The sequence below is a fragment of the Ulvibacterium sp. genome, from assembly GCF_028285715.1.
Taxonomy (GTDB): Bacteria; Bacteroidota; Bacteroidia; order Flavobacteriales; family Flavobacteriaceae; genus Ulvibacterium.
The window spans coordinates 475093-496774 of record NZ_JANQOO010000035.1; the positions used below are offsets into that span (position 1 = coordinate 475093).

At 40.9% G+C, this 21682-nt stretch carries 20 protein-coding genes and 1 tRNA gene; 8 read left to right on the top strand and 13 right to left on the bottom strand.

What is annotated here, in order from left to right; translation table 11 throughout:
* Positions 1–263 precede the first annotated feature (263 nt).
* Positions 264–3041: an excinuclease ABC subunit UvrA gene (gene uvrA, locus Q0993_RS20025; RefSeq protein ID WP_299536653.1), complete on the bottom strand. Its 2778-nt coding sequence runs from the start codon at positions 3039–3041 to the stop codon at positions 264–266.
* A gap of 246 nt (positions 3042–3287) precedes the next feature.
* On the opposite strand from uvrA, the gene Q0993_RS20030 reads away from it, so the two are divergent.
* From Q0993_RS20030 to Q0993_RS20040, 3 genes are all read left to right on the top strand, one after another.
* Positions 3288–3869 carry a sigma-70 family RNA polymerase sigma factor gene (locus tag Q0993_RS20030; protein WP_299536655.1) on the top strand — a complete coding sequence of 194 codons (582 nt, stop codon included), beginning with the start codon at positions 3288–3290 and terminating at the stop codon, positions 3867–3869.
* Positions 3870–4449: 580 nt separating this feature from the next.
* Complete coding sequence (locus Q0993_RS20035; protein ID WP_299536657.1) at positions 4450–5034, top strand: sigma-70 family RNA polymerase sigma factor; 585 nt, start codon at positions 4450–4452, stop codon at positions 5032–5034.
* A 65-nt stretch (positions 5035–5099) separates the two neighbouring features.
* A complete protein-coding gene (locus tag Q0993_RS20040; protein ID WP_299536659.1) occupies positions 5100–5243 on the top strand; it encodes a hypothetical protein in 144 nt (47 codons plus the stop codon).
* Between the two features lie 11 nt (positions 5244–5254).
* Here the strand turns inward: Q0993_RS20040 and nth are convergent, their stop codons facing one another.
* Positions 5255–5920 (bottom strand): endonuclease III, encoded by a 666-nt coding sequence (gene nth, locus Q0993_RS20045; RefSeq protein ID WP_299536662.1) that lies wholly within the window; start codon positions 5918–5920, stop codon positions 5255–5257.
* Between the two features lie 53 nt (positions 5921–5973).
* Between nth and bcp the strand changes: the two genes are divergently transcribed.
* Both bcp and Q0993_RS20055 read left to right on the top strand, forming a co-directional pair.
* A complete protein-coding gene (gene bcp / locus Q0993_RS20050) occupies positions 5974–6429 on the top strand; it encodes a thioredoxin-dependent thiol peroxidase (protein ID WP_299536664.1) in 456 nt (151 codons plus the stop codon).
* Between the two features lie 167 nt (positions 6430–6596).
* Complete coding sequence (locus Q0993_RS20055; RefSeq protein WP_299536666.1) at positions 6597–8402, top strand: pyruvate kinase; 1806 nt, start codon at positions 6597–6599, stop codon at positions 8400–8402.
* A gap of 68 nt (positions 8403–8470) precedes the next feature.
* Here Q0993_RS20055 and Q0993_RS20060 read toward each other — a convergent pair whose 3' ends face one another.
* Positions 8471–9934: a TonB-dependent receptor gene (locus Q0993_RS20060; protein ID WP_299536669.1), complete on the bottom strand. Its 1464-nt coding sequence runs from the start codon at positions 9932–9934 to the stop codon at positions 8471–8473.
* A gap of 88 nt (positions 9935–10022) precedes the next feature.
* Here Q0993_RS20060 and Q0993_RS20065 point away from each other — a divergent pair, with 88 nt between their 5' ends.
* Complete coding sequence (locus Q0993_RS20065; RefSeq protein ID WP_299536671.1) at positions 10023–10787, top strand: MBL fold metallo-hydrolase; 765 nt, start codon at positions 10023–10025, stop codon at positions 10785–10787.
* Between the two features lie 8 nt (positions 10788–10795).
* Positions 10796–11290, top strand: coding sequence for a hydrolase (locus tag Q0993_RS20070; RefSeq protein WP_299536673.1), 495 nt, complete (start codon positions 10796–10798; stop codon positions 11288–11290).
* Here Q0993_RS20070 and Q0993_RS20075 read toward each other — a convergent pair.
* The 10 genes from Q0993_RS20075 to Q0993_RS20120 form a co-directional block, all read right to left on the bottom strand.
* The gene (locus tag Q0993_RS20075) at positions 11287–11946 is read right to left on the bottom strand and encodes an alpha/beta hydrolase-fold protein (protein WP_299536677.1); all 660 of its coding nucleotides are present in this window, start codon (positions 11944–11946) and stop codon (positions 11287–11289) included. The genes Q0993_RS20070 and Q0993_RS20075 overlap by 4 nt on opposite strands.
* Positions 11947–12270 (bottom strand): hypothetical protein, encoded by a 324-nt coding sequence (locus tag Q0993_RS20080; protein WP_299536679.1) that lies wholly within the window; start codon positions 12268–12270, stop codon positions 11947–11949.
* Positions 12271–12337: 67 nt separating this feature from the next.
* Complete coding sequence (locus Q0993_RS20085) at positions 12338–12649, bottom strand: hypothetical protein (protein WP_299536681.1); 312 nt, start codon at positions 12647–12649, stop codon at positions 12338–12340.
* 42 nt (positions 12650–12691) lie between these two features.
* On the bottom strand, positions 12692–13945 hold the full coding sequence (locus Q0993_RS20090; protein ID WP_299536683.1) for a dihydroorotase family protein: 1254 nt from the start codon (positions 13943–13945) through the stop codon (positions 12692–12694).
* On the bottom strand, positions 13942–15864 hold the full coding sequence (locus Q0993_RS20095) for a BatA domain-containing protein (protein ID WP_299536685.1): 1923 nt from the start codon (positions 15862–15864) through the stop codon (positions 13942–13944). The genes Q0993_RS20090 and Q0993_RS20095 overlap by 4 nt, the downstream gene beginning before the upstream one ends.
* 135 nt (positions 15865–15999) lie before the next feature.
* Positions 16000–17007 carry a glycosyltransferase family 2 protein gene (locus Q0993_RS20100; RefSeq protein ID WP_299536687.1) on the bottom strand — a complete coding sequence of 336 codons (1008 nt, stop codon included), beginning with the start codon at positions 17005–17007 and terminating at the stop codon, positions 16000–16002.
* Positions 17008–17044: 37 nt separating this feature from the next.
* Positions 17045–17458 (bottom strand): hypothetical protein, encoded by a 414-nt coding sequence (locus Q0993_RS20105; RefSeq protein ID WP_299536690.1) that lies wholly within the window; start codon positions 17456–17458, stop codon positions 17045–17047.
* A gap of 58 nt (positions 17459–17516) precedes the next feature.
* Positions 17517–18362, bottom strand: coding sequence for a M43 family zinc metalloprotease (locus Q0993_RS20110; RefSeq protein WP_299536692.1), 846 nt, complete (start codon positions 18360–18362; stop codon positions 17517–17519).
* A gap of 94 nt (positions 18363–18456) precedes the next feature.
* Entirely contained in the window at positions 18457–19230 is a 774-nt protein-coding gene (locus Q0993_RS20115) for a sterol desaturase family protein (RefSeq protein WP_299536695.1), read from the bottom strand.
* A 77-nt stretch (positions 19231–19307) separates the two neighbouring features.
* Positions 19308–21083: a hypothetical protein gene (locus Q0993_RS20120; RefSeq protein WP_299536697.1), complete on the bottom strand. Its 1776-nt coding sequence runs from the start codon at positions 21081–21083 to the stop codon at positions 19308–19310.
* Between the two features lie 368 nt (positions 21084–21451).
* On the opposite strand from Q0993_RS20120, the gene Q0993_RS20125 reads away from it, so the two are divergent.
* Positions 21452–21536 (top strand) — tRNA-Ser (locus Q0993_RS20125).
* Positions 21537–21682 lie beyond the last annotated feature (146 nt).

A 21682-nucleotide genomic window follows, 5' to 3' on the forward strand; every position in this document is an offset into this window, starting at 1 on the left:
TTGATTTTGAATTACTTAAATCAAATCATAACAAATTCATAAAACTTAGTTATTAACTTCATGTTTGGGTTTCCAACACTGTAAGTGCAATTTTTTATGAGCTGGAAATCGGAACTAATGAAAGGAATTCTTAAGCCTTTAAGAGGGGGAATTGTGAGTTAATAGTCATTGATGCAATGGGGAGAGATGTTCAATTCATTTCCGAAGAGGTACTACTAAAAATGTAAACTTTGACAATTCAAAAGACTTCCGTGGCCTCTACGTCATAATTTCTCCCGTAAATACCTGGCGGTATGGGATTTTTGGTTTTGTATTACCTTTTCTGGTGTTCCCTGGACCATAAGGTTCCCACCGTTTTCCCCACCCTCGGGCCCAAGGTCAATGATATAATCGGCACATTTTATGAGTTCAATATTGTGTTCGATGACCACTATGGAATGACCACGATCTAATAGGGCGTCAAAAGATTTCAAGAGTTTCTTAATATCATGGAAGTGGAGGCCCGTGGTGGGCTCGTCAAAAATGAACAAAGCTTTGTCCTTCGTGGTACCTTTCACCAAAAAAGAGGCAAGCTTAATTCGTTGTGCCTCTCCTCCGGAAAGCGTGGAAGAGGACTGCCCCAAGGTTACATAGCCTAGACCTACATCCTGCAAAGGCCTCAATTTGGCAACAATTTTTTGTTGTTTTCCATGCTCAAAAAAAGCAATGGCATCGTCTATGGTCATATCAAGGACATCGCTAATGGATGCGCCATTAAATTTTACCTCCAACACTTCTTTTTTGAACCGCTTGCCGCCGCAGGCATCACACTCCAAATGCACGTCGGCCATAAACTGCATTTCTACTGTAATTTCTCCTTCGCCCTTACATTTTTCGCAGCGACCCCCATCGACATTAAAGGAAAAGTGCTTGGCCTGATATCCGCGAATCTTGCTCAATCTTTGTACAGCGAAAAGAGAACGTATATCGTCGTAGGCCTTAATGTAGGTGACCGGGTTTGAGCGAGACGAGCGCCCAATGGGATTCTGGTCAACAAATTCTACATGTTTAATGTTTTGGTACTTCCCATCAACCGATGTGTGCTGTCCTGCTTTTTCTCCATAACCGCCCACTTTTTTTAGAACAATGGGGTATAGCAGTTTTTTAACCAAGGTGCTTTTGCCACTCCCGGAGACGCCGGTAACCACGGTGAGCATATTTAAGGGAAAGGAAACATCAATGTTTTTCAGGTTATTTTCCCGTGCTCCTGTAATGTCTATAAAGTTCTTTGAGGTCCTTCGTTCCTTGGGTATTGCTATTTCCTGTGAACCGTTCAGATAGCTTGCGGTAAGCGATTGTGATTTTAGTATTGTATTTAGAGGGCCATAGGCAACCACTTCACCGCCATGGGTTCCTGCTTCCGGACCGATGTCGATTACTTCGTCCGCAGCCTTCATAATGTCCTCATCATGTTCTACCACGATTACCGTATTGCCCAAATCGCGCAGAGATTTTAGTACTTCGATTAAATTCTCCGTGTCCTTGGGATGTAGGCCAATACTTGGTTCGTCCAAAATATACATGGACCCTACTAAACTACTCCCGAGCGAGGTTGCCAGGTTAATACGTTGGCTTTCACCTCCGGAAAGGGTATTTGATTTACGGTTAAGGGTAAGGTAACTTAAACCTACCTTTTTCAGAAAACCCAGGCGCGTATTGATTTCCTTTAATAAGCGGGAAGCGATTTTTTGATCATGTTCCGACAATTCCAATTCCTTGAAGAACACCACCAATTTTTCTATGGACAATTCTACCAGGTCCGAGATTGATTTTCCATCCACCTTTACATAATCGGTCTCCTTGCGCAATCGTCTTCCTTTACAGCTATTGCATTTGGTCTTCCCCCGATAACGCGAAAGCATTACCCTGTTCTGGATTTTATAGCTTTTCTCTTCAAGTTGCTCAAAGAATTTGCTCAGTCCCGTAAAATATTCATTCCCGTCCCAGACCAATTGTTTTTGTACTTCGGATAGCTGAAACCAAGGTTTATGTATCGGAAAATCGAATTTATAGGCCGTATTCACCAATTGATCTCTATACCATCCCATACTCTCTCCACGCCAAGGGAAGATTGCATTTTCATAAACGGACAAAGAAGTGTTGGGAACCACCAAATCCTCATCTATACCTATAACATCACCGTACCCTTCACATTTTGGACAGGCTCCATAAGGGTTATTAAAACTGAACAGGTGTACATTAGGCTCCAGAAACTGCATCCCATCCAATTCAAAGGAATTGCTGAACTTCACTTGTTTTCCTGAAGGGAGCTCCTGGATGATACACTCGCCCTTTCCTTCAAAGAATGCCGTATCCACCGCATTGGCCAATCGATTGTAGAAATCCTCATCATCTTTTGTGATAATGCGATCCACTACCAAATGGAATTCCCTTCCAATATCGCTAGGCGCATTGTCTATACGTAAAACCTCTCCCTTATGTTGTATACGGGCGTACCCTTGCTTGGAAAAAAGTTGCAGGGATTTTATAGGATCTCTTTCAGGTTTAATCTTTACTGGAGCCAATAACAATAGCTTTTCTCCTTCGTCATAACTTTTCACATGTTGTATTACATCCGTAACCGTATCTTTTTTAACCTGTCTTCCCGAAATTGGGGATATGGTCTTGCCGATGCGGGCATAGAGCAATTTTAGATAATCGTAAATCTCGGTAGTAGTACCTACGGTTGACCTGGGGTTGGTAGAGTTCACCTTTTGTTCTATGGCAATGGCGGGAGCTATTCCCTTTATATAATCTACTTTTGGTTTGTCCAATTTCCCTAAAAACTGACGCGCATAGGAGGAAAGGCTTTCCACATATCTGCGTTGCCCTTCAGCATATAGCGTATCAAAAGCCAAACTGGATTTTCCCGAACCTGAAAGGCCTGTAATTACAACCAACTTATTTCTGGGGATTACTACGTCTATATTCTTCAAATTGTGCAACTTGGCACCTTTGATAATGATGTTTTCCTTTGGGTTGATATCTAAAAGAGTCGCCATATTTATTTTTAGGGCTATAAAGATAAGATATGCATTTTGCAATCCACAATATTGTATAAGTTGCATCAAAAATTGTATGCGCGGCCGCACATTTTTTTTTCAGTCACTTAATTTTTTCTATATTTGAACTCAACAAAATGTTAAAACGCCTATTGTAACAACACTACTTTTTTAGAATTAGAGCAAAAACCCACAAGGCCTTTTCCCCATATAGGTCGCTAATTTTAACTAATAAAAGTAGTCGTTATGGAACATCAAGTTGAAGACTCCCTACTCATTAAAAGATACATAGACGGAGACGAAAGGTCTCTGGCCACGTTAATTGAACGTTATAACCAACGCATCAGTAGTTTTATATACTCCAAGGTAAACGATAGGGAAGTAACAGAGGATATTTTTCAGGATACCTTTATGAAGGTGATAAGAACTTTGAAAAGAGGTGCGTACAATGAAGAGGGTAAATTTTTACCTTGGGTAATGCGCATATCACATAACCTCATCATAGACCACTTCAGAAAAAACAGGAGGTTGCCCATGTTTGAAGGAGCGGATACTTTTAACATTTTCTCAGTAATCGGAGATGAAAAGCTCAATATAGAAAGGCAGATTATCAAAGATCAGATAGATAGTGATCTAACCTTACTTATCGAAGAACTTCCCAATGAGCAGAAAGAAGTTTTGCTGATGCGCATTTATAGGGATATGAGTTTTAAGGAAATATCCGAAAATACGGGGGTAAGTATTAATACCGCTTTGGGCCGCATGCGCTATGCGCTTATCAACCTTAGAAAGCTAATAGACCAGAATAACATTGTTTTAACGAATTAATAGGCCATAGGTCGAGCGTATTGACTATATTTATTTCCGTTTCGTTCTTCAATTGAAACAAACGGAAAAATAATATGGAAAAACTTTACACAAAAAACCGCGACAAGTGTAAACTTGTCAAAGCCAAACCAGAAACGGTGGAATTTTTACTGAATTATTCCAAATCGTTAAAAATTACAAAAGCGAAAGGAATGTCTTTCGAAAGTAATATGAACTAAGTAAAGTAAACAACAATGAAAAACCCCCAAGGTATTTTTGGCCTTGGGGGTTTTTCTTTTGGTGTTATTCCCTAAACCGCCCAATTCATTTAGAGTCCCCTTTGAAAACGTATATAGTTAGCACCAGTCTGTTTCTATAGCGCAACTGTGAATATTTGGTTTTATTGTGGCCAAAACTAAAAAAGTGCGATTTCACATCAAAAAGAGAGTGTTTGACAACATAGTTTTTTCAGCTCTGACCGATTTATCTAGTTTTAGGTCATAATTAAAAAACAAGAGTTGAACAATACTCAAAAACTATTCTAACAACCTAAAAGCTTACTACTCGTAAGCCCCTAATCTTAACCAAAAAACAATCTTTCATGGAAGTACAAATAGAGGATTCAGTACTAGTAAGAGACTACATCAGTGGAGACGAGAAGTCTTTGGAGATATTGATTAACCGCCACAACCAGAGGGTTACTAGTTTTATTTATTCTAAAGTATTGGACCGGGATATCACCGAGGATATTTTTCAGGACACTTTTATTAAAGTAATCAAGACCCTTAAAAAAGGCACCTATAGTGAGGAGGGCAAATTTCTACCTTGGGTAATGCGTATAGCGCATAACCTTATCATCGATCACTTTAGGAAGAATAAAAGAATGCCCATGTTCGAAGGAAGTGATGATTTCAACATTTTTTCCGTAATAGGGGACAGCAAACTCAATGCCGAAAAGCAAATTATACAGGACCAAATCACCTCGGATCTAAGGCACCTTATCGAGGAATTGCCAGATGATCAAAAGGAAGTTTTGGTTATGCGAATATATAAGGATATGAGTTTTAAGGAAATATCGGAAAACACGGGAGTAAGCATCAATACAGCGTTGGGAAGAATGCGCTATGCCTTGATAAATCTCCGGAAAATTATAGACAAGCACAATATTGTTTTAACAAATCAATAGACTTAAGACTGCATAAACAATATTTCCATTTTAGTTGCGTTATTTATGATAACAATACATCTAATATGGAAAAAATCTACTCTAAACACGAAAAAGACTATCGCATTGTAAAGGCCTGTGCCAGTACAGTAAAGTTTTTACTTGACTATTCCAAGGCCCTGCACGTAGTAAAACACAAGGAACTGACGTTCGAAAGCATTCTAAACTAGATAAAGGCCTGCTATTTGCGGGCTTTTTTGGTTTTATAGTATTCGTCCAAAACCTTTTTTCGTCCAACTGTTCTGGTAATGACGTCTTTTTCTAGGTCCCAACCCCGAGCAGGGGAGTAGTCACGACCATACCAAATTATCTGCAAGTGCAAATTGTTCCACAATTCCTTGGGAAATAACCTCTTAGCGTCCTTTTCTGTTTGCACTACATTTTTTCCATTGGAAAACCCCCATCGATACATAAGTCTGTGAATGTGTGTGTCTACCGGAAAAGCAGGTATTCCAAAAGCCTGGGATACCACTACACTTGCCGTTTTATGCCCTACTGAAGGAAGTTCTTCCAAAAGCGCAATATCTCTTGGAACCTGTCCTCGATATTTTTCGATTAGAATTTTGGAGAGTCCATGGATTCCCTTGGATTTCATGGGTGAAAGCCCTACGGGCTTTATAACCCCGCGGATTTCCTCCACGGTTAATTTTACCATGTCATAAGGGTTATCAGCCCTTTCGAACAACAAAGGGGTAATTTGATTTACCCGGACATCCGTACTTTGAGCGGACAACAAAACCGCAATCAATAAGGTATAGGGATCTTTGTGCTCCAAGGGAACAGGTATTGTTGGATATAGTCGGTTCAGTGTGTTTATGGCAAAATTTACTTTTTCCGTTTTCGTCATTTTTTGTTTAACTTTGTTTAAAAATATTTAAACATAAATACATAATTATTTCGATGAACACATTACAAGTAGGGGATAAGGTACCCGCATTCAACGCTAAAGATCAAGATGGCAATACTATTAATTTATCCGATTACAAAGGAAAAAAATTGATTGTTTTTTTCTACCCAAGGGCCAATACACCGGGCTGCACCGCCGAGGCCTGTAATTTACGGGATAACTATGCGGAATTGCAGGCACAAGGCTATGAGCTTTTGGGGGTAAGTGAGGATTCACAAAAGAAACAATCCAATTTCAAGAAAAAATTTGATTTCCCTTTCCCTTTGTTAGCGGATGAGGATCATACCGTAATCAATACCTTTGGTGTTTGGGGTCCTAAAAAGTTTATGGGGCGCGAGTTTGATGGTATACATCGTAAAACTTTTGTAATCAACGAAGAAGGAAGTGTTTCCAGGGTCATTGACAAGGTAAGGACCAAGGATCATGCCGCCCAGCTGCTGGACGGCTAATCTTCACAAACAGAAAAGCCCTTAAAAAGGGCTTTTTTATGGCCCGCACCACAAAGCTCAGACCTCGGAAATATTAACCAAAAAAACATGTTATTTAGTTTTCTGGTTTAGGTTTTTCCTTTACTTTTCCCATTATAAGTTTTTACCCTCAGCAAGTTGGTTTGCCAATGATGAACAAGGAAGGAATACCGGAAATGATTACGCTTTTAGAACGCATTATAGAGGCTACAAAGCAATTGGAAAAAAAGTATGCCGATCAGCTTTCCAAAGTACACCCCAAATTTGAAAAGAGCGCTATTAATCTTTTGCATTACAGGGCATTTCGTAGGTTTGACATTAAGGATTTGCAAAACGGACTATCCCAATTGGGTTTGTCCAGGCTTGGTAAATCAGAGGCCCACTTATTGGCAAGCCTCAATGTTACCAAAAGTGTTCTAAAGAGCTTTTTGGAGCCTAGGAAAATTACGGTCAAAGATGCGTTTCTCAGCATTGAACAGGGTAATGGGTTGTTGCCTTTGAATACTGACGCCCTCCTAGGGGAAAAACCCAAGAAAAGACCGGTACGTATCATGGTGACCCAACCTACGGAAACTGCTCAAAATATGGATTTGGTCCAGGAAATGGTACAATCAGGAATGGACATGGCCCGGGTGAACTGTGCCCACGACGTACCTGAAGTTTGGGAAAAGATTATCAAAAACATAAGACTTGCCAGTCGAAATTCTTCGAAGTCCAGTAAGGTTTGTATGGATTTGGGAGGTCCAAAAATTAGGACAGGAACTATTTACAATGGATCCGATATAGTGAAATACAAACCCTCAAAGGACAGGAATGGCAAGGTTTCAAGCCCTTTACGGATTTCCTTGGTATCGGATTTCTTGACGGTTCCCAAAAGCACACAAAATTGTTTGCAACTACCCCAGGATTGGATAGAACGTCTTGAAACCGGGGATACTATCAAATTTTTTGATGCTAGAGGGAAGCATCGAAAATTTATTGTCCGTGCCATTTTTGAGAATGGGGTGGAGGTATATGCCCATAAGACCTGTTATCTAAAAAGAGGTATGGAAGTCTCAGTTTACAAGGAGGCTAAGATGTATGCTGCAACCATAAAGGAGGTTCGCTCATCATCGGACCGCTTTCTGGCACTCAAGCGCGGGGACACCGTTATACTGGAGAAGAAAGGGAACAGGGAGCAAAAATTGGAAAGTACCAAAAAGGCCAGGGTTTCATGTACTTCGGATGCGGTTTTTGAACATGTAAGGATAGGGGAGCGGGTTTTATTTGATGATGGTAAGATAACAGGGGAAATAATCGGTCTTTCATTATCAACAATGGATATTTTAATTACCTATGCCAAGACAACCGGTAGTATTTTGCGAGAGGATAAAGGCATAAACTTTCCGGATACCGATCTTAAGATCAGCGGGCTTACTGAAATCGATAAAAATAACCTCCCGTTTATTGCCAAACATGCCGATGTGGTAAATCTGTCCTTTGTAAACCGAAAAGATGACGTTCAGGAACTTATTGAGGAACTTGGTAAATTACCTGAGGGAGACCAATTGGGTATAATTCTAAAAATAGAGACCAAATCGGGTTTCGACAATCTCACCGAAATACTTTTGACGGCTATGCAGGTTTATCCTATTGGGGTAATGATTGCACGGGGCGATTTGGCCGTGGAATGTGGTTGGGAAAATATGGCCATGATCCAGGAAGAAATCCTCTCCTTATGTATGGCCTCCCATATCCCAGTTATATGGGCCACACAGGTTTTGGAGAATCTTGCAAAAAAAGGCATTCCCTCAAGACCGGAAATTACCGACGCGGCCATGTCCCAAAGGGCAGAATGTGTAATGCTCAACAAAGGACCCCACATTGTTCAAACCATTAAAATGCTAGATCATATCCTAGCGGGTATGAGTCATTATCAGTATAAAAAATCGCCTATGTTCCCTTTATGGACATAAGATTGGGAGAAAGAAAAAGATTCGTATTCCTTTTCTGAAAAGGGTTTGTAATATAAATGGCTTTGGAGTTACGTTTTGGCCTCTTCCTTTTGAATTACCATTTTTCGGGTAAACAAATTTTTCTCCTTAATGGTCTCGGCGATTCCTTCCGGAAGCATGTCCTCCCAACCATCTTCGTTGTTGATTAGCTTTTTAAGGACGTCCCTTGAGAAGATATGCATGATTTCCGGGTCATAATCAATAATATCCATAACTTTTCCATTGTACTTAAAGAATTTGTACAATTCTTTCATTCGGGGGTGTACCTTAATGTTGTTGCTAGTCATGATTTGGCCGGTCTCCGCATTCTTCATAGGATACAGATATACCTGTAGTTCCTTAAAGAATAGCTTTCCAAAAGCTTCCAGAATACCACCGCTTAGATGCCTATAATACTTTTCATCAAAAATATCCACCAGGTTATTTACACCCATCGTTAAGCCGATATGTTCCTTGGTGTAGTTATTTAAATACTCCACCAAACGATAATATTCCTGAAATTTGGATATCATTACCGTATGTCCCAAGGAACAAAGTAATTCCGCCCGATCCATAAAATCCTGTTCATCTATCTCCCCGGACGCCTTAAGGTTGGAAAGTGTAATCTCGAATATGACAATGGCCTTATCAATATCCACGGCCGGATCTCTGACGAAAATATCATAAGATTTCTCGAACATATCCATATTCACCTTGGTAACGGGCCTAAAACTTCCCCTCAATGCCAAAATGTTCTTTTTGTAAAGGATGGTAGCGGGAAGAAGGTTGTTGCCATCCGGACCGAACATGACGGCATCGGTCATATCATTGCGAATGAGCTGCAAACTCATCAATCTATTGTCTACATCCTTGAAATTGGGACCCGAAAAGTTTACCATATCAATTTCAATGGTATCCTTATCTATGTGGTCATACAAGTATTTTAGAAGTTTCCTTGGTTTGTGATACTTATAGAATGCACCATAGATAAGGTTCACACCAACAATACCTAAGGTCTCTTGTTGTAAGCGTGCCTCATTTTGTTTAAATCGTATATGCAGGATTATTTCGTCAAATTCCTTTTGATGTGCATCCAATTGAAATCGAATTCCCACCCAGCCATGGCCTTTGTAGCGTTTTGAAAAATCTATCGTTGCTACGGTGTTGGCATATGAAAAAAACAAACGTTCCGGATGTGTGTCACGACTGATCCGTTCTTCCATAAGCCGCATTTCATGCGAGAGCATCCTTTTGAGTCTGGCTTGGGTAACATACCTGCCATCTTCCTCAACCCCATAAATGGCATCGCTAAAATCCTTGTCATAAGCACTCATTGCCTTAGCAATGGTACCCGAGGCACCACCGGATCGAAAGAAATGACGTGCCGTCTCCTGGCCAGCACCTATTTCGGCAAAGGTTCCGTAAATATCCGGATTCAAATTAATTCTTAGGGTCTTTGCCTTTATGGAAGGAATATTTTCAAATGCGGTGTCCCTTTTTAGAACTGAAGCCATTTCATGCGGTTTGCTATAAACAAAGTTAAAAAGAATGGGTAATCTAATAAATAAATAAGTTATAAATTTGAAATAAATAGACCAAGGGTTGAGAATCACATTTTTGGGTACGGGAACATCACAGGGAATCCCGGTAATCGGGAGTAACCATCCTGTGTGTCTCAGTAAGGATTACAAGGACAAAAGATTGCGTGTCTCTGTACTTTTGTCTTGGAACGGTTATAATTTTGTCATAGACTGCGGCCCTGATTTTAGGCAACAGATGCTTGCCCATGAGGTTTCCAGGTTGGACGGTATTCTTTTTACCCATGAGCACGCTGACCATACGGCCGGAATAGATGATATACGGCCTTTTTTCTTTCGACAGGGAGATATCCCTATTTATGCCCATGAACGTGTCATTTCTTCCTTGCGGCAACGATTTGATTATATTTTTGCCGATGCCAATAGGTACCCCGGAGCTCCGGCCGTCGAAGTAAATCTTGTTGAAAAGGATAAGCCCTTTAAAATTGGGGATACTAGGGTAATGCCCATTGAGGCCCAGCACAATCGATTGCCCGTATTGGGGTATCGTATAAATGATTTTACCTACTTAACGGATGTTAAGACAATTGCAAAGGAAGAACTGGAAAAAATAAAGGGTTCCCAAGTTTTAGTGGTCAACGCCCTTAGGGAAGAACCCCATCATTCCCATTTTAACCTCAGGGAAGCAATCGCCTTTTCGGAAGAGGTAGGTGCCCCAAGAACCTACCTTACCCATATTAGCCATTTATTGGGTTTTCATGAAGATGTGGAAAAAAAATTGCCAAAAGGTGTACTTTTGGCCTATGACAATCTGGTCATAAACCTTTAATTCCAAAGATGAAAAATAAAATCTTTCTCTATTTGTTTGTTTTTACAGCTTTGATCGGTCTATATCTTTTTGTAAGCAGCGGAAATATGCAGAAAACAAAGGACGCCCAAATTGAAAGGCTAAATGCAGGAATGGCCCGGCTCCAAGATTCCGTTCAAAAATTGAATATTAAAGTTTTGGATGTACAGCATTTCTCTTTGGAGAACAACGATTACGCCTTGGAGTACTATGACCATTTAAATCTTGAAAACCCTGAACGCTATATTGCGGATAAATTATTGGAAACCAATGAAAGAAAAGGCGATAACCCACTAATACCCTATGAAGGAATGGAGGGTGATTTTAAAATAAACAAAATCAATGTCTTGAACCACCGTTGGATTTTGGCCGAGTTTACAGATGGGAAACATTGGGGAGAAATAATACTGGAATATGAACTAAAGGATGATCTGGGTGTAGACTTTACGCTGTCCAATCACTTGCTATACTCAAGCACCTTTTAGATTTTATCATTCACCCATTTCCGGAATGAATGAAAATTCTGGGGAGACACCCCGTGCCCCACCGGAAATTCCTCGTAAACATGTTCCACCCCAAGTTTTTTTAAAAAATCAGGCACTTTTTGGGCCCATTCCGGCGGAATTACCTGATCCACCTGCCCATGGGAGGCATAGATTTTCAAATGGTCGAATTTCTTTTCTTCATAGGCCTCGGCCAAAATCCTTTCGTTGATATATCCGCTGAGTGCAACCACATTTTTTATTCGTTCCGGATAGGATAGGGCTACCGCATAACTGAGGATGGTACCTTGACTAAATCCCAATAAACTTACGTTGTCCGTATCCAGACGATACGTTTTACAGGCTTCCTCAATGAAATACAGGATTTTTTCACGAGAAGCCCTAGCTTGGTCGTCATCGCTCCATTTACCCTGTTCGGCATCAAAATTAATGGCATACCAGGCAAAACCAAAAGGTTGTAGGGTATACGGAGCCCTGGCAGAGATAACACAGAACTCTTGGGGAAGTTCCGATGCAAAGGAAAACAAATCTTCTTCGTTGCTTCCATAGCCATGGAACATAAAAAGTACTGGCGGCTTACCCTCCGTTACAGAAGAGGGCCTAATGAGATGTTCCAGTGATAAGGGGGCGGTAGTCATCTAGGGAATAAAAGTAAACCATTTTTGAAAATAAAGACCAAAGATCGGTATCGTTTTTTCCTCTCCTTTTAAGGCGCCCAAAAATCCGTAAAACCAGAGCGCAAGATAGGAGATATAGAGCCCATACCAAGCATAAGGGTTGAACCAAACACTTAGGAAAAGGGCAAAACCCAAAAAGCACAAATGGAGACCAAATGCTTGCCTTGTATGAAACCTTGCAAAGCTATTCTTGGGTTCTATATTCATGGTTATGGCGATCAAGGCACCTACCATGGTCAAATAGGCCACGATGGCCGTGGTCTTTCCTTCATTCTTTTCTTTCACCTCTTAATATGTTCGTGGTAATAAGTAAGATTCAATGATACATTCAATTCAAGGAAAAGAAATTGGGCTATCCTATTTTACCAATAATGGGAACGGGCTCCTCCTTTAAATTAATGGCGTTGATGAGTCCAAGTATCCAAAGGACCAATACGCCCAATCCGATAATAGTGGACACAATGGACAATGAAGAAGGTAATATAGCACCGAGGGCAGAGTTGGCAATTCCCAAAACCGCAATTCGAAATGATTGCCCGATATGAAACTTGGCAAAGGGATGATTTTTGGAATTGTTCATAATAAAGGCGATAATCAATCCGATTATGGTGATGTAGGCAATTATGGCTATTGTCCTTCCATCTTCTTTTGTTTGCTGACCCATTTTTTGAAAATTAAGGTTGGTGATTTAGTCGATTAAAGGTAATCAAAAAATCAATTGGCCATTGTTGATAATTCCGTATACCTTGCCCTTTAATTCCCTGTTCAAAAAAATACTGTTTTTGGAAGTAGAATAGATATGTTCCTTGCCAAAAACGTAAGTTTCGTCCGGATCGAACAAAGAGATGGAAGCTATTGCCCCTTCTTTTATTTCATGACTTTCCAAGGCATAATGCTTCCGTCCACGGGTCAATATATCAACCGTGACCTCGGCCCCAAAAAGGGTGTTTAAGGCTCCAAAAGCACTTTCCAGACCAATGGTACCATAAGCGGCATGATCAAATTCCACTTTTTTCAGCTCTATGTTTGTTGGCATATGATCGGTGATAACAAAATCTATGATGCCGTCCTTGACCCCTTTGACAAGCGCTTTAACATCTTTAGAAGTTCGAAGTGGCGGGATGGTCTTATAGTTGGAATCAAAATCCCCCAATGTAGCATCGGTATACCAAAGATTGTGAATGGCAGTACTGCAACTCACATTCAAGCCCTTTCTTTTTGCATCTGATATGAGTTTTACGGCATTGGCGGTGGATATGGTCGGGATATGTAATTTTCCCCCTGTGTATTCCAATATAAAAAGATCTCGAACGATCTGAAGTTCCTCGGCAAGGGAAGGAATTCCCTTAAGCCCCAATTTAGTGGATATCTCACCCTCGTTTACAACTCCTTTTCCCGCAATTTCAAGGTCCAGCGGAAAAGAATAAACCAATCCGTCAAAACCCTGAACATACTGGAGTGCGATCTTAAGAAGATTACCATTGATCAAAGGCTTCTTAAAATCATAAAACCCTTTGGCACCGGCATTTTTCATATCGTAGAGCTCGGCCAAGTTTCGTCCTTCGCTTTTTGCGGTCAAAGACCCTAATGGATGTAAATTAGTGGCCCTTCCCTTACCGGCATTTTTTAAGAATACAATATCGGAACTACTATCGGGAACAGGGTTGGTACCCGTATGTAAGACCACGTCGGTAAAACCGCTTTTCGCGGCAACGGAAAGCCCATGGTCTATGGTTTCCCTTTCCTCAAATCCGGGCTCCCCAAAATTCACCCCACCATCAAACCAACCGGGGGAAACATGCAGGTTTTTTTTATTTATGACCGTAGCTCCTTTCCCAGCATCTATTCTAACCGCTATTTTTTCAATTTTGCCATTTTTTATAAGGATATCCCTCTTTTTTGAATGAAGACCTACATTGTTGGGATCCAGTATTTTGACGGACTTTAAAAGTATGTTCATGGAAAGTATTTTTGGATGAGTACTTCAACCAATAAAAATAGCATTGCTAAAATAACAAACCATTTCCAAAGCTCTGTTACGCTGTTGTCTTTTTCCATTGTATCGAAAAAAGAACGTACGGAATAGGTATCGGAACTTTTGCCGAAGGCTTTCAAATCTAGATAATTCAGTTCACTTTCCACCCTTCCATAGTTAAAACTAATATGCTTTATAGTCTCACCATTTTTATGGATTCGATAGATTCCGTCTGTTTTGGGGTTTTCTTGAAACAATATGGAGACTTTGTTGGCGGATGATCTTTGTAGGGGTATAAACTCGTAGTTGCTCTTGGAAACTTTTAAGATTTCATCTTTTTGTAGGACCAAGGGGATATCTACCTGTATCTGCTCGTCCATGCGCATATAGAGTTCAGCCAGTTTTAAGCTGTTATTTCCCATATTATAGAGTGTGGGCACAATTAGGGGAGAATTCCTAAAGTTGGAGTTTTCGGAAGCGATGGATGCGGCGAAGAAGAAAGCGCCGCCTCTGCCAAATAAAAATGGCGTATTGTCCTCAAAGCTCAGAATGTGTGGACCTAACGTATTAATTTTATAGAATGAACTTACTTTTGGGTATTGAAAATTGGTGGCATCCTTTTCAAATACATTTCGGTATAATGGATGGGAAAAAGAAATTGTGGTAATGTTCCGGGGCAAATTGATTTTCTGGCCATAATTGGTAGAGAAGTAACCCATGGACAACAGGTTGTAGGAATCCAAGTCCATGTCAGGGGCCGGGATTACGGTCAACCATCCGCCGTTATCGGTAAACGCTCGTAAACCTGTGGATAGTGCAGACGGGATTTCTGTTATTTCATTGAGGACGATCAAATTTTGTGCTTCCAAAATACTATAATCCAAGGTCCTCAAAGTAGCGGATGTAAAAGCAAACTCATCATCCGTATAAATACGTTCCAAAAACTGGCTGTCCCCGGGACCAATGGCCAGAACTTTTATTTTTTCTTTTTTATCGATGTTGAAGAAGAGCTGGTTGTCATAGATAAGACCGGAATCCACAATTTCCAACTTTCCTTCTATAATCTCATTGTTGCCTATGGTAAAGTTTACTGTGGCCTGGCCATTGTCATCGAATAGCGCAGCTGTTTTTGCCACAAGCTCACCTTTGTTAAAGAAGGAAACGGGAATATCCTTGGTTTCCTTATCCGCGGTAAGTGTTGCCACTAGCTCCAGATTCTCGGAACCCTCATTTGCCACATATATCGAATCCAAGGATACATTCTTTACATTGTCCGGCAACGTTTGTATCCAGGATGTTGTGGTATTGCCGAGGGAATCTAGACTGGACGATGCCATTCTTTGTTGAAAATCCGAAATAAGAATGGTGTTCTGGACGGTTTCCCCACCGGGTTGGAAAAAAGCCCCGGCCTTTAGGAAAATTTCATCCAACTGAAGCTGTTTTGGCGAATAGGTACTGGTCAATAAATCATTTTGGATGGCAGATATTGTTGCGTTCTCAAAGACCTTTTCATTGGTAAAAAGTGTAATGCTATACTCTTCCGGGATCGATTTAATCAATTCTTGTACGGCATTGTTCAATAGGGAATTTCCATCCTTTTTGGCCTGCATACTAAAGGAATCGTCCAAATAAATGACGATTTCCTTTTTTAGGAATGCGGTCTTTTTTGCGAAAAAGGGTTGTGCAAAGGCCAAAATCAAAGCAATGAAAAGCAATAGTCGGGTAAGGAGCAACAACCATTTTTTCAGCGTCCTACTTTTACGGGATTTGGCTACTACCCGGCGCAAAAGTTTTACATTGGTAAAAGGTGTTTTTTTAAACCTGCGTAGCTGAAGAAGGTGGATGAAAATTGGAATCAGTAGTAAAAATAGGGCCCAAAGGAGTTCTGGAAACTTAAACTGCATTCCTTAATTTGATTTGGCAAATATAATGAATCCAAGGTTTAAAAATCAAAGTTTAAGTTTTATTTAAATCTGTATTTCTATGATGAAACTGCTCCACTAGGAGAATCGTATGCGTTCTTTCGATTGAGGGAATTCCTAACAGAAGAAGAAGTAATCGGACCCACTTTTTTGACCTAAACCCAAAAAATAGTCCCTGATCATTTTTTGTGCTTCTTCATTGGCAACCGTAACAATACTTTGGGGGTTTTTTAAATGTTGTAATGCCGTATAACGTAACATTTTCTGCCCGTAGATCGTTTTCCCTATTTTCTTGGGATTGTCACAAAGCCAAGAAAAATTGACTTTTCGCCCTAAAAGACCTTTGGCAATTTCCTTGCCTTTATGGCCTGCGCCCCATATGGTCAACGGGCGATCGGCATCATACTCTAGTTTTATAAAATAGTGCAATTTGATTTCCAGAAAGTAATTTTGGGCATAATGCTCACTGGTTCGGGAAGTCCGGCTATCGTAATCACGCCAATAATGCAAAACCTGATTACAGGGAATACACTTCAGCCCTTTTTCATAAAACCGGAAGGTAAGATCATAATCCTCCGGATATCGGTTCGGTTCAAAGGCGCCACAGGCATCCAAATCTTCGCGATACACCATCCAACAGGGAGAGGGTATTACACATTCCTTATAGATTTCGGAGTAATTGCTGCCTTTTAAGGTAAGGCCATTAAGCCATTTTTCATAACGTTCGTAACCATCGCTGATACCTCTATCTGAAAAATAGCGTACCTGTCCGACCGCCAGGTGTCCTTTTCCGCTATTGACCAGAGATTGTACAAATACCTGAAGTTTATTAGGGCACATAACATCATCGGAATCCATTCGGGTTATCAATGCGCCATGACTTTCGGTATAGGCCGTTCGCAAGGCTTCAATGATACCTTTGCCCTTGTTCTGAAGGACCTTGAACCGCGAATCCTTTTGTACATATGCATTTACTACTTGCCGACTGTCATCCGTAGAATGGTCGTCTACGGCCAAAACCTCCCATTGTGTATAGTGCTGCTTCAAAATTGAATCTAGGCATTCGGAAAGAAAGCAGGCCGTGTTTTTAAATGGAATCAATATGCTCACCAAAGGATGCTGCATGGGATGCAATTTATACAAAATCCTTTTAGGGGTTCATTTATGGGAAGGGGAGAAGGTCCGGTTGCAAAAATTGGGCTTTGGCTTTTTGGGATGTCAAAATTTTGATGCTGTAATGGCGATTTAAAAGTTCTTTGAATGCCGTTTTTAGCTTGGGGAATTCCTGAATAAAAGATTTGAAATCCCTTGATTCTGATTTACCTATAAAATGACCAACTACTTTTATCGAGGCAATGGTAATCGTTTTATGAAAGGTATCGCCACCACCATGCAACTTGTCAAATTGTTCTATTTCACAACCGATTTTCTCTGCCGCTTCTTTCTCCCCATATTTTTTTATGTACATCCACGCCAACCTTAGATGTGCCTCATGGGTAAAAAGGGTAGGAGGTAGCTCCCCTTTTTCAAAACTAATTTCGAACATCGTATCATTGAGCTGAAAATGATTTACCATAGTTTGTTCTGTTGATGATTCGATTTTGAATAGGACATGATTACGTATTTTTCTTTTCTTATGGATTCTTTAGTGCAATGCTCCGAGTTAGGGCGTTACGACCAGTATGATTCTTAAGGACATAGTGCATTCTTGCAATTTGATCATGGGTAAATATATTCATTACGTCATCGTGCGTATAGTTCATATAGTTTCCTATCATTACGGTTTCCCCATTACAACCTTTGAATGCTTCACGACCAAAGACTTCCCGATCCACTGCCGGGGTATCATCACAATAGTCGTTCAAAGCACAATCCTTGGCGCCCCAGGTGTGCAATAGTCCCAGGTAGTGACCCATTTCATGGGTCAAGGTACGTCCATATCTGGCATGGCAATCGATATTAGACTCCCCAAAATGAATCCAATTGACCAAGATGCCCTCGGCATCGTTAGGGCCGGGCAACGCTAAATGTTCAGTTCCCGGAAGGTCGGTCTTTGGCCCTGTGGCATTCCCTAAAACCATACATTCCGTGGATTCGGGTAATGGGGTAGTCCAAATGTTGATATATTGGCTTGGGTTCCAATAGGCGTATTGTGCATAATGGGTTTGATTGTATCCTAATTCGCGAGTTTTGATTTGCGTGGTATCGATTCTATTTACACCGTTTGTAGGTTTACCTTCCGGGGTCTGTTTGGCCAAAACAAATTCAATTTTTGTATCTCCCCCGTCTGGATCGTTGTTGTGACCCCTGGATCCTTCCTTTCTTCTGAAATCTTCGTTAAGTATTTCTATCTGTCTAACAATACGTTCCAAGGAAAGGTTGGGACCCGTGCCTAGCGGTTCGCCGGAATGGACCACATGGATTACCAATGGAAGAAATACAATATCCTCTCCAGGTTCCGGTATTTCTGGAGTTGTCATAGCGCTATCCTTAGTACAAGAAGAAGTTAAAATCCAGATGCAAAGCGCTATTTGCAACTGGATTTTTTTACTTGCTAGCAGCCCCATAGGTTGTCTAACGGGTTTTATTGACATCCTTAAATCGTACCATATCCCAAACTTTTGCCGATGCACCGTGATAGAACCCGGTCTCATGTGAATAGTCCTTTGGATTTTTAAAGGTGCCAAAGAGCATATCGAATAGGGGGATATCCGAATAGTTATAAGCATGTATCCCTTTGGCATGGTGCACGGTATGTGCTTCCGGTCTTTGCACAATATACCCCAACCAGGTGGGGGTCTTTATATTGCTATGTTGAAAAATACCCAAGAAAGTAGTAATCAAGATAAACAAAGTCGTTGCCTCAGGGGTAAAACCGGCTATTACCACTAGGCAGAGACTGCCCAAAAAGGTAAACCCGATCATATCCATTGGGCTAAAATAAAATGCGCCATAACTATCCATTCGCTCTGCGCTGTGGTGCATTTGATGAAATATTTTCCAAAGTAAGGAATTCTTGTGCATACCTCTATGCCAAACATAAAGCCCAAATTCATAGATCATTACACCTACGAAGGCGCCCCAAACCGTGCCAAGGGCGGTCAGGTCAAAAACTTGGTATTCGATCAAGTAGGCGTCCCAAATCAAAGGCAGGTATGAGGACAAGTAGAAGAATATGGCAAAAGAGGTTAGGCCCCTAAGCTTCCAATACTTCATGTGAGGTAGTTTTCTGGCCGGAAAAATAGCTTCCCAAAGCATTAATGCACCGTACATACCCAACACAATAAGTGAAATGGGATCAATAAGGATTTCCCATGGGGTGGGCATGTTTTTTAAAATAGTTTCCATTTGTTTGTTTTTAATAGGGTTACATGGTATAAGGCAAAAGTTTTTACCTTACAATGTAAGTTTTGAGTGTAAGTGGCTTAAATGGACCAACTATGGGCAGATTCCGGGACGTAGCTACAAAATGTTCCTGTCTTTATGGAATTTGAGAGATGTTTCCCCAGTTGTGGATTGGCTTTTTCAATTTTTTTAATGGTACTGCGAATCCGCCAAGTAACGGCGGACCTAGCCTTTTCTAGGGAAGATCCTATTTTTCGTGCCTTTCCCCCTGTACCCATGGCTTTGGAAAAATGGGCCAATAGAGATTCATATTCCTCGCGGATTTCAATATACGACTCATTGTTCCCGACATCTTCCGCTTCTCCCATCTGCGATTGTAGCTCGAGGATTCTTTCTTTATATGCCTCAATTGATTTCTTATCCAATGTAGTACTACCCGTACTATCCAAAAGGGTACCCATTAATTCGGTGCAATGGATTTGTCTTTCAGGCTCTTGTAATAGCTTTGCGATATCGTGAAGTCCCTTGGCATCCTTAAGAATAATGGACTGGTTTGCATATTCAAGATTCCACAGCTCTCCGTTATGTACAAAACTTCCAGTAGTAATTTGTTCCGGGGATCGGGACTCTCGTGGAATGGAAGTGTTTTTGTCCATAAACCTCCAGAACGGTTCCAAATGAGACTTTCCCTTATATGGATTAACCGTTATTTGCCAGTCCAGGGCCTCCTTGTCCGTGGCCTGTTTTCCACTATTGATATTTTTGATAAAGAGCACCAGATATTTTTGCCAATAGTGGTGCATTTTATCCCATTCGCCAAGGTGATAATATGCGGCTGCCATATAGGCCGAAAAATCGGTCCAAACTGAAGCGTCCTTTACTTTTTCGCCTAAGGCTACGGACTTTTTAAAATCGCCCAATTCAAAATAAATAAAAGAGCCATAGGGGAAATATATCTCCGGATGTAGTGGATTCAAGGTCTTGGCCCTAAGGTATAATTGTTCACCCTCATTGGTATGGCCCAAGTAGACCAAATAAAAAGCAATTTGGATCAGATTATCGGCATCGTTGGGGTTCATTCTAAGGGATTTCCTTAGAAAAAGTTCGGATTTGTCATAATCCCCCAAATACAAATAAGTCCTTCCTAGGACGGTAAGTGAAATGTAATCGTTCTCATCCAGTTCTATGGCCTTTAGTGCAAATTCATGCGCTCCTTTCTGACTTACTTCCCAACGATCCCAGAGTTGGCAGCTCCATTCATTAAAATAGGATAAGGAAATTCCGGAGTAGGCCCTGGCAAAACCTGGGTCTATGCGCAACGCAGCCTCAAAGTGCTTGCGGGCGGCATCATCGCTTTCAACGGTACCTTTTTTCAGGAGATGTTTTCCCAAAAGCCAATTTTCATACGCGGCCAAATCGACGGAAGATTTCTTGTACGAGTAGGAAAGCAGGTCATGGTCTATCTGTCGTTGCAGTACACTTACCATTTGTTGGGTTATGGCATCCTGGGTACTTAAAATTGACTCCAAGGTCTCATCATGGTTTCCAGCAAAAATCACTTTATTATCCCGTGTTCTGATCAGTTGTACACCAATTCGGAATTCATCGCCCAAAGGCCTAAAAGTACCGGTAATGATATAATCCGCCCCTAAACGCGATATGGCCCCTATATCAGTGGCATCTGCTATAAGTTGTGTGGAATATTGGGAAATCACCGAAAGACCTATGAATTTCGAAAAATTGATAATAAGATCTTCGGTGAGCCCATTAATAATGGGGCTCATGTCTTGGATATCTCCCAAAAATCGAAAAGGCAGTACGGCAATGGTCGTTTCTTTGTGGCCTATTAATTCCACGATTTCTAGGTTATTGATTAAAATTCGGATGCCCAGGAAATTTAAAGATACAAAAATGAACCGCTTTTGACGGATTTGGGCATGAGTTGAATTAGAGATACACCTAGCCTGTTTTGGTTGCCTAAAATTCTGGATTTTCTGATTGTGCGGGCTGATTATATGACAGGTCAAAATCTGGATAGGGATTTAAATAATAAAGGAACAAACCTTTAAAGAACGAAAAAAGGTTTTTATATTTGCACCCGCCTACGCAAAAGCTTTGGCGGACAGGCCTGCCTTGTGGATTAAAACCAAAACTTTGGCAGAGGCTGGAAAAAAGATAACTAGTTTAAATCAGGTTGGGGCCGGAAAAAGCTCAAATCGATTTTGGAGGAATGGCAGAGTGGTCGAATGCGGCAGTCTTGAAAACTGTTGAGGGTCACACCTCCGGGGGTTCGAATCCCTCTTCCTCCGCTTAGGGCAAAGCTCGATTTTCGTTAAATCGAGCTTTTGTTTTTGGTAGCGTTGAAAGGATTTTCATAAGCGGACAAAAACAAAAGATAGAAATTGCACCGCAATTTGAGTTTTATTGTCAGGTGCGGATAGTGTGGGATATTGGT

Coding starts and splice junctions, on each gene's coding strand:
- uvrA (WP_299536653.1), bottom strand. CDS start 3,041: ATGGCGACTCTTTTAGATATCAACCCAAAGGAAAACATCATTATCAAA.
- Q0993_RS20030 (WP_299536655.1), top strand. CDS start 3,288: ATGGAACATCAAGTTGAAGACTCCCTACTCATTAAAAGATACATAGAC.
- Q0993_RS20035 (WP_299536657.1), top strand. CDS start 4,450: ATGGAAGTACAAATAGAGGATTCAGTACTAGTAAGAGACTACATCAGT.
- Q0993_RS20040 (WP_299536659.1), top strand. CDS start 5,100: ATGGAAAAAATCTACTCTAAACACGAAAAAGACTATCGCATTGTAAAG.
- nth (WP_299536662.1), bottom strand. CDS start 5,920: ATGACGAAAACGGAAAAAGTAAATTTTGCCATAAACACACTGAACCGA.
- bcp (WP_299536664.1), top strand. CDS start 5,974: ATGAACACATTACAAGTAGGGGATAAGGTACCCGCATTCAACGCTAAA.
- Q0993_RS20055 (WP_299536666.1), top strand. CDS start 6,597: ATGATGAACAAGGAAGGAATACCGGAAATGATTACGCTTTTAGAACGC.
- Q0993_RS20060 (WP_299536669.1), bottom strand. CDS start 9,934: ATGGCTTCAGTTCTAAAAAGGGACACCGCATTTGAAAATATTCCTTCC.
- Q0993_RS20070 (WP_299536673.1), top strand. CDS start 10,796: ATGAAAAATAAAATCTTTCTCTATTTGTTTGTTTTTACAGCTTTGATC.
- Q0993_RS20075 (WP_299536677.1), bottom strand. CDS start 11,946: ATGACTACCGCCCCCTTATCACTGGAACATCTCATTAGGCCCTCTTCT.
- Q0993_RS20085 (WP_299536681.1), bottom strand. CDS start 12,649: ATGGGTCAGCAAACAAAAGAAGATGGAAGGACAATAGCCATAATTGCC.
- Q0993_RS20090 (WP_299536683.1), bottom strand. CDS start 13,945: ATGAACATACTTTTAAAGTCCGTCAAAATACTGGATCCCAACAATGTA.
- Q0993_RS20095 (WP_299536685.1), bottom strand. CDS start 15,864: ATGCAGTTTAAGTTTCCAGAACTCCTTTGGGCCCTATTTTTACTACTG.
- Q0993_RS20100 (WP_299536687.1), bottom strand. CDS start 17,007: ATGCAGCATCCTTTGGTGAGCATATTGATTCCATTTAAAAACACGGCC.
- Q0993_RS20105 (WP_299536690.1), bottom strand. CDS start 17,458: ATGGTAAATCATTTTCAGCTCAATGATACGATGTTCGAAATTAGTTTT.
- Q0993_RS20110 (WP_299536692.1), bottom strand. CDS start 18,362: ATGACAACTCCAGAAATACCGGAACCTGGAGAGGATATTGTATTTCTT.
- Q0993_RS20115 (WP_299536695.1), bottom strand. CDS start 19,230: ATGGAAACTATTTTAAAAAACATGCCCACCCCATGGGAAATCCTTATT.